Source organism: Variovorax sp. Soil_C_26 (genome assembly GCF_057657075.1).
Genome location: NZ_JBDGJC010000002.1, coordinates 379327 through 392673, shown reverse-complemented (window position 1 = coordinate 392673; position 13347 = coordinate 379327). Strand labels below are relative to the sequence as shown.

Annotated in this window: 13 protein-coding genes; 3 read left to right on the top strand and 10 right to left on the bottom strand. The window is 65.9% G+C overall.

Annotated features, from left to right (window positions below; translation table 11 throughout):
- Positions 1-7 precede the first annotated feature (7 nt).
- The 3 genes from lysS to AC3A6G_RS07325 are packed head-to-tail and all read left to right on the top strand — an operon-like array spanning position 8 to position 3359.
- Positions 8-1579: a lysine--tRNA ligase gene (gene lysS / locus AC3A6G_RS07335; RefSeq protein WP_487873435.1), complete on the top strand. Its 1572-nt coding sequence runs from the start codon at positions 8-10 to the stop codon at positions 1577-1579.
- Complete coding sequence (locus AC3A6G_RS07330) at positions 1576-2844, top strand: Hsp70 family protein (RefSeq protein WP_487873434.1); 1269 nt, start codon at positions 1576-1578, stop codon at positions 2842-2844. The genes lysS and AC3A6G_RS07330 overlap by 4 nt, the downstream gene beginning before the upstream one ends.
- Positions 2841-3359, top strand: coding sequence for a M48 metallopeptidase family protein (locus AC3A6G_RS07325; protein ID WP_487859608.1), 519 nt, complete (start codon positions 2841-2843; stop codon positions 3357-3359). Before AC3A6G_RS07330 ends, AC3A6G_RS07325 begins: the two co-directional genes overlap by 4 nt.
- Here AC3A6G_RS07325 and nagZ read toward each other — a convergent pair.
- The 10 genes from nagZ to AC3A6G_RS07275 all read right to left on the bottom strand — a co-directional run bounded on the left by nagZ (position 3356) and on the right by AC3A6G_RS07275 (position 13288).
- Complete coding sequence (gene nagZ / locus AC3A6G_RS07320) at positions 3356-4468, bottom strand: beta-N-acetylhexosaminidase (protein ID WP_487859607.1); 1113 nt, start codon at positions 4466-4468, stop codon at positions 3356-3358. The genes AC3A6G_RS07325 and nagZ overlap by 4 nt on opposite strands.
- Complete coding sequence (gene acpS, locus AC3A6G_RS07315) at positions 4465-4857, bottom strand: holo-ACP synthase (RefSeq protein ID WP_487859606.1); 393 nt, start codon at positions 4855-4857, stop codon at positions 4465-4467. Before acpS ends, nagZ begins: the two co-directional genes overlap by 4 nt.
- The gene (locus tag AC3A6G_RS07310; RefSeq protein ID WP_487859605.1) at positions 4854-5615 is read right to left on the bottom strand and encodes a pyridoxine 5'-phosphate synthase; all 762 of its coding nucleotides are present in this window, start codon (positions 5613-5615) and stop codon (positions 4854-4856) included. The genes acpS and AC3A6G_RS07310 overlap by 4 nt, the downstream gene beginning before the upstream one ends.
- A complete protein-coding gene (gene recO, locus AC3A6G_RS07305) occupies positions 5612-6388 on the bottom strand; it encodes a DNA repair protein RecO (protein WP_487859604.1) in 777 nt (258 codons plus the stop codon). Before recO ends, AC3A6G_RS07310 begins: the two co-directional genes overlap by 4 nt.
- Before the next feature lies 1 nt (position 6389).
- Entirely contained in the window at positions 6390-7358 is a 969-nt protein-coding gene (gene era / locus AC3A6G_RS07300) for a GTPase Era (RefSeq protein WP_487859603.1), read from the bottom strand.
- 7 nt (positions 7359-7365) lie between these two features.
- The gene (rnc, locus tag AC3A6G_RS07295; protein ID WP_487859602.1) at positions 7366-8052 is read right to left on the bottom strand and encodes a ribonuclease III; all 687 of its coding nucleotides are present in this window, start codon (positions 8050-8052) and stop codon (positions 7366-7368) included.
- Between the two features lie 17 nt (positions 8053-8069).
- Complete coding sequence (locus tag AC3A6G_RS07290; RefSeq protein ID WP_487859601.1) at positions 8070-8441, bottom strand: DUF4845 domain-containing protein; 372 nt, start codon at positions 8439-8441, stop codon at positions 8070-8072.
- Between the two features lie 30 nt (positions 8442-8471).
- On the bottom strand, positions 8472-9437 hold the full coding sequence (gene lepB / locus AC3A6G_RS07285) for a signal peptidase I (protein ID WP_487859600.1): 966 nt from the start codon (positions 9435-9437) through the stop codon (positions 8472-8474).
- Between the two features lie 8 nt (positions 9438-9445).
- Entirely contained in the window at positions 9446-11257 is a 1812-nt protein-coding gene (gene lepA / locus AC3A6G_RS07280; protein ID WP_487873433.1) for a translation elongation factor 4, read from the bottom strand.
- 522 nt (positions 11258-11779) lie between these two features.
- On the bottom strand, positions 11780-13288 hold the full coding sequence (locus tag AC3A6G_RS07275; protein WP_487873432.1) for a DegQ family serine endoprotease: 1509 nt from the start codon (positions 13286-13288) through the stop codon (positions 11780-11782).
- Positions 13289-13347: the final 59 nt, after the last annotated feature.

Below are 13347 nucleotides of genomic sequence, written 5' to 3'. Positions count from 1 at the left end.
GCCTTCCATGTCCGATCACCTGACCCCCCACATTCCCACGCCCGCCGCAGTGGCACCCGCCGCACCGGCCGCCGACGACAACCAGCTCATTGCGGAACGCCGCGAAAAACTCAAGCTGCTGCGCGCCGCGCAGGCCGAGGGCAAGGGCGTCGCGTTTCCCAACGACTTCAAGCCAGGCCACCGGGCCGCCGCGCTCGGCGAGGCGCACGGCGCCGTCGAGGCCGAGGCGCTCGAAGCGAAGGCCGTGGCCGTGAGCGTGGCGGGCCGCATGATGCTCAAGCGCGTGATGGGCAAGGCCAGCTTCGCAACGCTGCAGGACGCCACCGGCCGCATCCAGCTCTACGTGACGCGCGACGCGGTCGGCGAGGAGGTCTATGCGGACTTCAAGCGCTGGGACCTCGGCGACATCGTCGGCGCCGAAGGCACGCTGATGAAGACCAAGACCGGCGAGCTGTCGGTCAAGGTGACCACGCTGCGCCTGCTCACCAAGAGCCTGCGTCCGCTGCCCGACAAGTTTCACGGCATGGCCGACCAGGAGCAGAAGTACCGCCAGCGCTATGTCGACCTGATCACCGACGAAACCGCCCGCGTGCGCTTCACCGCGCGCAGCAAGGCCGTGAGCGCGCTGCGCGAGTTCATGGTGGCCAACGACTTCCTCGAGGTCGAGACGCCGATGCTGCACCCGATTCCGGGCGGCGCGAACGCCAAGCCGTTCAAGACCCACCACAACGCGCTCGACCAGGAGATGTTCCTGCGCATCGCGCCCGAGCTGTACCTGAAGCGCCTGATCGTCGGCGGCTTCGAGCGCGTGTTCGAGATCAACCGGAGCTACCGCAACGAAGGCATCTCGGTACGGCACAACCCCGAGTTCACGATGATGGAGTTCTACGCGGCCTACTGGAACTACCGCGACCTGATGGACTTCACCGAGACGCTGATCCGCACCATCGCCGACAAGGCCGTGGGCACCCAGCAGCTCACCTACCAGGGAAAGCCGGTCGACCTGACGCAGCCCTTCGAGCGGCTGACGATCCGCGAGGCGATCCTCAAGTACACCGACGCCGCGGACGTGGCGCAGGGCGTGGACGACAGCGCGTGGCTGGTCAACGCATTGCGCAAGCTCGGCCTCAGCGAAGAGAAGGACAAGCTCTCGCAGCGCAGCCTCGCGAGCCTGCAGGTCATGTACTTCGAAGAGACGGTGGAAGAAAAGCTCTGGCAGCCCACCTTCATCATGGAACATCCAACCGAGATCTCGCCGCTGGCACGCGCCAACGACGACCGGCCCGAGGTCACCGAGCGCTTCGAGCTCTACATCACCGGGCGCGAATTCGGCAATGGCTTCAGCGAGCTCAACGATGCCGAGGACCAGGCCGCGCGCTTCAACGCGCAGGTGGCCGCCAAGGACAGCGGCGACGATGAAGCCATGTACTACGACCACGATTTCGTGCGGGCGCTCGAGTACGGCATGCCGCCCACCGGCGGCTGCGGCATCGGCATCGACCGACTGATGATGCTGCTGACGGATTCACCGAGCATCCGCGACGTGATCCTGTTTCCGGCGCTGCGCAGGGAAGCTTGAACGTGCGTTCCCCGTCGTCGCTGCCGACGATCGGCATCGACTTCGGCACCTCCAATTCAGCCGTCGCCTGCCGCGTCGACGGCGCGGTGCGGCTGCTGCCGGTCGAGGGCACCGCGACCACGCTGCCGACCGCGATCTTCTTCAACGCCGAGGACCGCAGCACCCACTTCGGCCGCGATGCCATTGCGCTGTACCTCGCGGGCGTCGAAGGTCGACTGATGCGCTCGCTCAAGAGCCTGCTGGGCAGTCCGCTGATGCAGGAGAAGACCGCCATCTACGACGGCCTTGTGAGCTTCGAAGACATCATTGCGCGTTTCCTGCGCGAGCTCGCCGTCCGTGCGGGCCGCGAGCTGGGGCGCACGCCCGAGCGCGTGGTGATCGGGCGCCCGGTTCATTTCGTCGACGGCGATGCGAAGCGCGACGAGCGGGCCGAGGAGAGCCTGCGCCACGCAGCGCGCGCGGCGGGCTTCAATGACATCGCGTTCCAGCTCGAGCCGATCGCGGCGGCCTTCGACTACGAGCAGCGCATCGCCAAGGAATCGCTGGTGCTGATCGTCGACGTCGGCGGCGGCACCTCCGACTTCACGGTCGTGCGCGTCGGCCCCGAGCGTGCGGAGCGCGACGACCGCAGCGGCGACGTGCTCGCCACCAGCGGCGTGCACATCGGCGGGACCGATTTCGACCAACGCCTCAACCTCGACCGCGTGATGCCCGCATTCGGATTCCGCCACACCGGCGCGCAGGGCCGCGAAGTGCCGAGCAAGGTCTTTTTCGACCTGTCGTCCTGGCACCTGATCAACTGGCTGTATGCCGCCAAGGCGCTGCGGCAGGCGAAGGATTTGCGTTCCAGCTACGCCGACACGCGGCTGCACGACCGGCTGATGACGGTGCTCGAGGAACGGCACGGCCACCGGATCGCCAGCGAGGTCGAGCAGGCGAAGATCGCCGCCTCGGTGCAGGACGCAAGCGCCGAGATCGACCTGTCGTGCGCCGAGCGCAACCTGTCGGCCTCGCTCTCGCCCGCCGACATGGCGCAGCAGCTGTCGTCCCTGCTCGACGACGTGGTCGCCTGCGCACATGCCTGCGTGCGGCGCGCGGGCCTGCGCAGCGGCGACCTCGACGCGATCTACCTGACCGGCGGCTCCTCGGCCTTGCGGCCGTTCCAGCAGGCGCTGCGCAAGAGCTTTGCCGGCGTGCCGCTGGTCGAGGGCGATCTGTTCGGCGGCGTGGCCACCGGGCTCGCCTGCGCCGGATCGGCTGCATGAAGTACCTCGCGGGCTATCCCCCCGCGTTGCTGGCGCAGGTCCAGCAGCTCGTGGCGACCGACGGGCTGGGGCCCTTGCTGCAGAAGCGCTATCCGGGGCCGATGCACGACGTGCAGACCGACCGCGCGCTCTACGAATACGTGAGTGCGCTCAAGAACGACTTCATGCGCAAGGCCCCGCCGCTGTCGAAGGTGGCATTCGACAGCAAGCTCCATGTGATCCGCAACGCACTCGGCACGCACACCACCGTCTCGCGCGTTCAGGGCAGCAAGCTCAAGGCCAAACGCGAAATCCGCGTCGCGACCCTGTTCAGGGAAGTGCCACTCGAATGGCTGCGCATGATCGTGGTGCATGAACTCGCGCACATGAAGGAGCGCGAGCACGACAAGAGCTTCTATGCGCTGTGCGAGCACATGGCGCCCGACTACCACCGGCTGGAATTCGACGTGCGGCTTTACCTGACGCACCTGGAGACGGGCGGCGAACGCCTGTGGGCGAATCCGCTCGCAGGCTAGACGCCCTGCGCAGCGGCCAGCTCCGCCTTCGCCAGCACTTGCCGGGCGTGCCGGTACCCTGGAGATCCGGCCAGCGCCTGCCAACCGAGCGGCGAAGCACCGGGGAGCAGCGCCCGCCGCCGCGACTCGCTGGCCGCATCGGGGTGCCAGCGTCCCGTCCTCGCTGCCGACTGGAAGCCGTCGAGCAGCCCATCGAGCGCCAGCCCATCACCGATGCTCTGGTTGCAAAGCATCGCAAGATCGCAGCCCGCATCGAGCGCCGCAAGTGCCGCGTCGGCGTAGCTCAGCAGTTCGCCGTCGATGTAGCGCCCCGCCTCCATGCTCAGGTCGTCGCTGAAGATGGCGCCGTCGAAGGCCAGCCGCTCGCGCAGCACATCCTTCAGCCATTTGCGCGAGAAACCCGCGGGTCGCTTGTCGACTTTTGGATAGATAACGTGCGCGGGCATCACGGCCGTGAGCGTGCCCGCGAGCCATTCGAACGGCCGCGCGTCGTCCGCCAGGATGGCCTTGAGACCGCGCCGGTCGACCGGAATCTCGACATGCGAATCGGCCTTGACGAAACCGTGTCCCGGAAAGTGCTTGCCGCAGTTGGCCATGCCGGCCTGCAGCATGCCGTGTGCCACGCTCTTGGCCAACATGGCCACCACGCGCGGATCGCGGTGGAAGCTGCGGTCGCCGATCACGCCGCTGCCGCCGTGGTCGAGGTCGAGCACCGGCGCGAAGCTGAAGTCGACATCGCAGGCGCGCAGCTCCGCGGCCAGCACCTGCCCTGCCGCGGTCGCGGCCTGGGTGGCGCGCATGGCATCGCGCATCCACAGTTCGCCCAGCGCCCGCATCGACGGCAGGCGCGTGAAACCGTCGGTGCGAAAGCGCTGGACCCGGCCACCTTCGTGGTCCACGCAAATCAGCAGGTCGGGCCGGATGGCCTTCAACTCGGCGTTGAGCGCGGTCATCTGGGCACGGTCGTGCCAGTTTCGGGCGAAATGGATCACGCCACCCACCAGCGGATCGCGCACGCGGCGGCGGTCGGCATCGGTGAGTTCGGTGCCCGCCACGTCGATGATCAGCGGCGCATGGCCGCCGTTATGCGGCGCCCTTGCGGCCGTCATGCCTTCTCCACCACGACGAAGCTCGCCGCATAGTCGGTCTCGTCGGTCACGGTGACGTGCGCCGTGAGGCCCTGGGCCTCGAACCACCGCTTGAGTTCGCCATGCAGCACGATCACCGGCTTGCCGCTTCGCAGGTTCGCGATCTCGCACAGGCGCCAGCTCATCGGCATGCGCATGCCCATGCCGATCGCCTTGCTGAATGCCTCCTTGGCGGAAAAGCGGGTGGCGAGATAGCTCAGGCCGCGCTTCGGCCAGCGCGCGCTGCGGCTCTTCCAGACCACGAATTCGGCCTCGCTCAGCACGCGCTCGGCAAAACGCTCGCCCTGGCGCTCGAAGGTCGCGGCGATGCGCCGCACGTCGCAGATGTCGGTGCCGATGCCGTAGATCATGACGCGTCGGCGATGCAGCGCAGGTAGGCCCGCGTGGTGGCGGCATAGCCGAGCTCGAGCGCATCGGCGATGAATGCATGGCCGATCGAGACCTCGTGCACACCGCGCACGGCGCGCAAGAAAGGCGTGAGGTTGTCGCGGCTCAGGTCGTGCCCGGCATTGACTCCCAGGCCGGCGGCCTGCGCCGCGCGCGCCGCTTCGGCGTAGCGCGCAAGCACGGCCTCGTCGCCGGCGGTGCCGCGCGCAGCGGCATAGCCCTCGGTGTACAGCTCGACGCGGTCGGCGCCCACGGCTTTGGCCGCGGCCATCATCTCGGGAATCGGGTCCATGAAGAGGCTCACGCGCACGCCGAGCGCACGCGCTTCGGCAATCACCGGGCGCAGGCGCTCGGCGTCCTCCGGGAAGCTCCAGCCGTGGTCGCTGGTCGACTGCGTTTCGCTGTCGGGCACGAAGGTGGCCTGGTGCGGCTTCTGTTCGCGCACGAAGTCCATCAGGTTGTGGAACGGGTTGCCTTCGATGTTGAACTCGATGGCCGGCCACTTTGCGGCGAGCAGTGCCGCCAGGTCGTGCACGTCGTGCGCGCGTATGTGGCGCGCGTCGGGCCGCGGATGCACCGTGATGCCCTGCGCGCCGGCGGCGAGGCAGGCCTCGGCGGCGGCCACCACGCTCGGAATGCCGAGCTGGCGGGTGTTGCGCACCAGCGCTACCTTGTTGAGATTGACCGACAGCGAGGTGGTCGTTGGGCCGGAAGTGCTCATAGGGCTTGCAAATCTCTCATCATCTGCCGCGTACGCAGCGTGGACACACCGCAATGGTAGTTGAGCAGAGGGCGCAGCTGGTTTCTCAACGCACCGTTGCTGCCGGCGTCCAGGTTCGCGATCTCGCGCAGCGTGGCCGTGAACGGCGCCCGGTCGTCGAGCACGGCCTGCAGCGACCGCCAGTCGGTGCCGCGCAGCGCCGCTTCGCCGCCGGCCGCAAGCCGGAGGCCGGCTTCGGGCACCAGACTGTAGTGCGCGTCGGCCGAGAGCGGCTCGAGCGTCAGCGTCTGGACATCGAGCGAAGGCAGCAAGCCCACTTCACGCAGCAGCAGCAATTCGAAGGCGCGCAGCGCCGCGGCCTGGGTGGCCGCCTGCGCACCGGCATGGTCGCCGGCAAGCACCTGCACCACGCCGGCATAGGCGTCGAACAGCGCTTCGTGGGGATCGTCGCGCGCGAGCAGGCGCAGCAGCAGCTCGTTGACGTAATAGCCCGAGAGCAGCGCCTCGCCCGTGGGCATGACATGGCCGCCCATCCATTCGGCACCTTTAAGGGTGCGGATCTCGGCGTCGCCGCCGTAGTTGAGCTGCAGTGGCTGCAGCGGCAGCAGCACCGGCCTGAAATTGGAACTCGGCCGCTTCGCGCCCTTGGCCACCAGCGCGATGCGCCCGTGGTGCCGCGTGAAGACCTCGAGGATCAGGCTCGACTCGCTCCAGTCGTAGCGGTGGAGCACGTACGCCGGTTCGTGCGAAACGCGGTGGGCAGCCGTCGCCACTTCATTCGTAGCCGAAGGAGCGCACGCGGGCTTCGTCGTCGGCCCAGCCGGAGCGCACCTTCACCCACAGCTCGAGGAAGACCTTCGCGTCGGCGAGCTTTTCGAGCTCGACCCGCGTTTCCATGCCGATGCGCTTGATGCGCTCGCCCTTGTCGCCGATGACCATGGCCTTGTGGCCGTCGCGCTCGACGACGATGGTCGCGGCGATGCGCAGCAGGCGCTTCTGCCCCTTCTTCTGCGGCGGCTCTTCCTCGAACTTGTCGATGATGACCGTCGAGGTGTAGGGCAGCTCATCGCCGGTCAGACGAAACAGTTTCTCGCGCACCAGCTCGCCCGCGAGGAATTTCTCGCTGCGGTCGGTCAGTTCGTCCTCGGCGTAGAACCAGGGCTGCTCGGGCAGGTATTTCTCGCAGACGCCGAACAGGCGTTCGACGTCCTTGGCATTCTTGGCCGACATCGGCACGAATTCGGTGAAAGCGTGCTTCTGCTGCATCTGCTGCAGCCAGGGGGCGATGTCGCCGCGGCGGTGCACGTTGTCGAGCTTGTTGGCGAGCAGCACCGTGGGAATGCCCTTGCCGAGCAGCTTGAGCACGCGCTCGTCGGCGGGCGTGAAGCTCCCGGCCTCGACCACGAAGAGGATCAGGTCCACGTCGCCCACGGCCCCCTGCACGGTCTTGTTCAGCGACTTGTTGAGCGCGTTGGCATGCAGGGTCTGGAAACCCGGCGTGTCGACGAACACGAACTGCGTCGCCCCCCGCGTGCGCATGCCCGTGATGCGGTGCCGCGTGGTTTGCGCCTTGCGCGAGGTGATGCTGATCTTCTGGCCGACCAGCGCATTGAGCAGCGTCGACTTGCCCACGTTGGGCTTGCCGACGATGGCCACCAGCCCGCAGTGCTGCGGACCGCTTGCGTTCGGACCGGCCGGAGGCTCCGGGGCGTCTGCTGCTGCTGAGTCGATTACGTCGTTCATTCTGGTTTCACGCGGCGCCGCGTGCCTTGAGCCGGATCAACATGGCCGCCGCGGCGGCCTGCTCGCCGGCGCGGCGCGAGCCACCGATGCCGCGCTCGCGCAGGCCCAGCTCCGGCACTTCGCACTCGACATCGAAGGTCTGCTTGTGCGCTGCGCCGAGCGTGTCCACCACGCGATACGCCGGCAACTTCATTTTGTGGCCCTGGAGCCATTCCTGCAATTCGGTCTTCGGGTCTTTGGCCGCAGCCTGCATTCGCGGATTGATCTCGACCGCGTCGTAGAGCCGATGCACCAGCGCCTCGGCGGCGGCGAAGCCGGCGTCGAGGTAGACCGCGCCGATCAGCGCCTCGAGCGCGTCGGCCAGGATCGAGGGCCGGTTCGGGCCACCCGAGCGTGCCTCGCCTTCCCCGAGCCGCAACAGCGGCGACAGCGCCAGGTCGACCGCCAGCTGGTGCAGCGTGTCCTGCTTGACCAGATTGGCCCGCACGCGGGAAAGGTCGCCCTCGGGCAGCGCCGAAAGCCGGATGTAGAGCAGGTGCGAAACCGCGAGGTTGAGCACCGAGTCGCCGAGGAACTCGAGGCGCTCGTTGTGGTCGGCGGAGAAGCTGCGGTGCGTCAGCGCGAGCTGAAGCAGCCGCGGGTCCGAGAACGAATGCTGGAGGCGCTCCTGCAGCGCAACGAGGCCACCGTCCACCTTGCGTGTCGCCGCGTTCAGCGGGCCTCGCCCTTGTACTTGAGCACCAGGTAGGCCGGGCCGAACAACGGGATCTCGCGCTCGTAGGCATACGAGACGACCACCCGGTCGCCTTCCTTGCGGATGTCGAGGTCCTTGCCGGAGACCGACTTGAAGTCGTCGATCGCCTGCGCCCGGTCGAAGATTGCGCGCACTTCGGGCACCGTGGTGCCTTCCTTGGCCTTGTTGGCGGCCTTGTTGATGGCCTGGTATTCGATCAGCGTCGGAATGACCTGCGCGACCACGACGCCCACGCACGCCAGCACCACGGCCACGAAGACCAGGCCGAGGAACGAAATGCCGCGCTGCCGCGAAGCCCCGGCGCTGCGGATGAATGGATTCGACTTCATATCCCTAACCCCCTCGAGTATCTCGATTGCTTATTGGAACGGACCGATGCGACCCAGGTCTCCGAAATTCATCCACACGAAGAACGCTCGTCCGACGATGTTCTTGTCGGGCACGAAGCCCCAGAAACGCGAGTCGGCCGAATTATCGCGGTTGTCGCCCATCATGAAGTAGTTGCCGGCGGGCACCTTGCACACCACGCCCTCCACCGAATAGCGGCAATTCTCGCGAAACGGGAAATCGGTCACCCCCTGCACGAAGGCCGGGCCTGCATCGTCGTTGAGGAGGCGGTGCTGCTTGCTGCCAAGGTCTTCGCTGAACTGCTTCAGCAGCCGCATCGATTCGCTGTCGAGATAGTCGGGCAGCGGCTGCTTGGGTACCGGTTGGCCGTTGATGGTGAGCTTCTTGTTGAGGTAGGCGACCTCGTCGCCCGGGATGCCGACCACGCGCTTGATGTAGTCCATGCTCGGCTTGGGCGGATAGCGGAAGACCACCACGTCGCCGCGGGCCAGCGGCGTGCCCTCGGTGATCTTGGTGTTGATGACCGGCAGGCGCAGGCCATAGGTGAACTTGTTGACCAGGATCAGGTCGCCGGTCAGCAGCGTCGGCATCATCGAGCCCGAGGGAATCTTGAAGGGTTCGTACAGGAACGAACGCAGCAGAAACACCACCAGGATCACCGGGAACAGCCCGGCCGTCCAGTCGAGCCACCACGGCTGCATCAGCAAGCGCTCGCTCGCCTTCGGGTCCACCGTGTCGACCTGCGTGATGCCCTGGCCGGCGAGGCGCGCGTTGCGCTCGGCGAGCGACTCCTCGAGCGCCGCAGCGGCGCGCTCGCGCCGGGGCAGGAAGTAGAAGCGCTCGGCCAGCCAGTACAGGCCGGTGACCACCGTGGCCAGGAACAGCAGCAGCGCGAAGTTGCCTTCGAGCGCACCAAAGTACCAGGCACCGACGTAGCCGACGAAGGCCGCGAGTACCACTGAAGTAATGAATGCCATGTTTGAGATCAGTCTTCGACTTGCAGAATCGCGAGGAAGGCCTCTTGCGGGACCTCGACGGAGCCGATCTGCTTCATTCTTTTCTTGCCCGCCTTCTGCTTCTCGAGCAGCTTCTTCTTGCGGGAGATGTCGCCGCCGTAGCACTTGGCCAGCACGTTCTTGCGCAGCGCCTTGATTGTCTCACGCGCAATGATGTTGACCCCGATGGCAGCCTGGATCGCAACGTCGAACATCTGGCGCGAAATGATCTCGCGCATCTTCGACACCACCGCCCTGCCGCGGTATTGCGACTGGCTGCGGTGCACGATGATCGACAGCGCGTCGACCTTCTCGCCGTTGAGCAGGATGTCGACCTTGACCACGTCCGACGCCCGGTACTCCTTGAACTCGTAGTCCATCGAGGCGTAGCCCCGGCTGACCGACTTCAGCTTGTCGAAGAAGTCGAGCACGATCTCACCGAGCGGCATCTCGTAGGTCAGCATGACCTGGCGGCCGTGGTAGGCCATGTTCAACTGCACGCCGCGCTTCTGGTTCGCGAGCGTCATGACCGCGCCGACATATTCCTGCGGCATGTAGAGATGAACGGTCACGATCGGCTCGCGGATCTCGCTCATCTTGCCGACTTCGGGCATCTTGGACGGGTTCTCGACCATGATGACCTCGCCGTCGTTGCGCACCACCTGGTACACCACGCTTGGCGCGGTGGTGATCAGGTCCTGGTCGAACTCCCGCTCCAGCCGCTCCTGCACGATCTCCATGTGCAGCAGGCCGAGGAAGCCGCAGCGGAAACCGAAGCCCAGAGCCTGACTCACCTCGGGCTCATAGCGCAGCGACGAATCGTTGAGCTTGAGCTTCTCGAGCGCATCGCGAAGCGAGTCGTACTCGCTGGCCTCGGTCGGATAGAGCCCGGCAAACACCTGCGGCTGGATTTCCTTGAAGCCCGGCAGCGCTTCGGTGGCCGTGGCCCCCGCGCCGCCCGTGCCCGACTTGATCAGCGTCACGGTGTCGCCGACCTTGGCAGCCTGCAGTTCCTTGATGCCCGCGATGATGTAGCCCACCTCGCCCGCCTCGAGCGACGCGCGCGGCTCGGTGGCCGGCGTGAAGACGCCGATGTTGTCGGCGTTGTACATGGCGCCCGAGGCCATCATCTTGATGCGCTCGCCCTTGACGAGCCGTCCATCCACCACGCGCACCAGCATGACGACACCAACGTACGCATCGAACCAGCTGTCGACGATCATCGCGCGCAGCGGACCGTCGGGATTGCCGCGTGGTGCGGGCATGCGCTTGACGATCGTCTCGAGGATCTCGTCGATGCCCACGCCGGTTTTCGCCGAGCAGGGAATCGCGTCGGTCGCATCGATGCCGATCACGTCTTCGATCTCGGTGCGCGCGTTGTCGAGGTCCGCGTTCGGCAAGTCGATCTTGTTCAGCACCGGCACCACCTCGACACCGAGATCGAGCGCGGTGTAGCAGTTGGCCACCGTCTGCGCTTCGACACCTTGCGATGCGTCGACGACGAGCAGCGCACCTTCGCATGCGGAGAGCGAGCGACTCACTTCGTACGAGAAGTCGACGTGGCCCGGCGTGTCGATCAGATTGAGGTTGTAGATCTGTCCATCGCGCGCCTTGTAGTGCAGTGCTGCGGTCTGCGCCTTGATGGTTATCCCACGCTCTTTTTCGATGTCCATCGAGTCGAGAACCTGCGCCTCCATTTCGCGCTCCGCGAGGCCGCCGCAACGCTGGATCAAGCGGTCTGCGAGCGTCGACTTGCCGTGGTCGATGTGCGCAATGATCGAGAAATTTCTGATGTGATTCATCAACGGGAACGCTTAAGTACTTGAATTGGCTCGTGCGCAGAGTGCGACAGGCAAGAAAAAAGGGCGCGTCTTCTGGAGACGCGCCCTGAACCAACAAGCAATGGCAACTGCAGTAGTTGGAACTTCATTGTAGGCAAAAAGGGAAGCGCGTACATCCAGGGACAGGGTCGAAACGGGTCGTTGCGGGTCCACAACATCAAAGATATTAACAACTTATCCACAAGATCGGTGGAGCACTCCATGAACAACATGTGGGCGATCTGTGGAGCGCCGGTGGACTGCTGCAGGACATCTCGCATGGTGGAGGAAACCCACCTCCTTATGCACTGACCTACCGCCCAGCGTTCACTATTCTACCGAAATTCGTCCTAAGGCCCGATTTAAGTTAGTTTTCACTAACAAAATCAACTCTTTTCACCCCATTAACTTTTTTTGAAACCAGGCGCTCGAACGTCGCAAACACCTCAAAAAAAGGGCCCCAAACCCGAGTGAAGGGTGGGGCCACTTGACGGCTGGGCCGGATCAGCGTGCGGGCCGGATCAGTGCGTATTGCGCCCACTCGCCGCGGCGGAACAGCACGCTGAGTGGCTTGCTCTTGTCGGCCTTGGCGATCGCGGCCTCGAAATCCTTCACGCCCGAGACCTCGATGTTCCCGACGGCAAGGATCACGTCGCCTTCGCGGAGCCCGGCCCGCGCCGCGGCATCGCTCGCAGCTTCGATGCGCACGCCACCGCGCATCTTCAGCTCTTTCTTCTGCGCTTCGGTCAGGTCGGTGACCGTCAAGCCCAACGCCTTGCCGGCTGCCGAGGGTTTGCCTTGCGGCTCTTCGCTCTCCTGCGGGCGTTTGCCGGCGGGCTTGGCTTCAGGGTCGCCTTCGGCCACCGTGATCGACAGCTCGCGCGCGCTGCCGTTGCGGAAGACGCTCAGCGTGCTCTTGATGCCCGGCTTGGTGCTCGCGACCGAGCGCGACAGATCGGTCGGCGTCTCGATGACCTTGTCGCCGTACTTGGTGATGATGTCGCCCGGACGCACGCCGGCCTTGTCGGCCGCCGAACCCGGCACCACGCTGCTCACGACCGCCCCACGCGCCTTGCCAAGGCCGAGGGATTCGGCCACGTCCTTCGACACCGTGCCGATGGTCACGCCGATGAGGCCGCGCGACACGCGGCCGGTGGTGCGCAGCTGGTCGCTGACACGGATCGCCTCGTCGATCGGGATCGAGAACGAAATGCCCATGTAGCCGCCCGAGCGCGAGTAGATCTGGCTGTTGATACCGACCACTTCGCCGCGCAGGTTGATCAGCGGGCCACCCGAATTGCCGGGGTTGATCGCCACGTCGGTCTGGATCAGCGGCACCAGGTCGCCGGTGTCGCGCTGCTTCGCGCTCACGATGCCGGCCGTCACGGTGTTCTCGAGGCCGAAGGGCGAACCGATCGCCATGACCCATTCGCCGACGCGCAGCTTCGAGATGTCGCCCACCTTCACCGCGGGGAGGCCCGCGGCCTCGATCTTGACCACGGCAACGTCGCTGCGCTTGTCGGCGCCGATCAGCTTGGCCTTGAACTCGCGCTTGTCGGTCAGGGTGACGATGATCTCGGAAGCATCCTCGATCACGTGCGCATTGGTCATCACGTAGCCGTCGGCGCTCAGGATGAAACCCGAACCCACGCCGCGCGGACGCTCTTCCTCCTGCGGCGGGCGGTTCGGGCGCGGGCCGGGGCGCGGGTTGCCGGGCAGCGGCTGGCCGAAGAAACGGCGGAAGAACTCCTGCATCTCCTCGTCCATTTCCCCGCCACCGTTACCGCCGCCACGCGTGACCTTCTCGACCGTGCGGATGCCGACCACCGCGGGGCCGACCTGCTCGACGAGGTCTGCGAAATCGGGCAGACCGCGCGCTTGCGGCATCTGGGGCACCTGCGGTGCCTGCGCATGAGCCGGCGCGGCGGGCAATAGCGCTGCTGCGCCGGTGAATGCCATGCCGAATGCGAAGAGATAGGAACGAACCTGGTGTCCCTCGACTTTGAACATCATCGGTTTTCTTTCAAAAGAACAGAGCGGCAAAAAGTAGAAGAGATATGGAGTCTGCAATG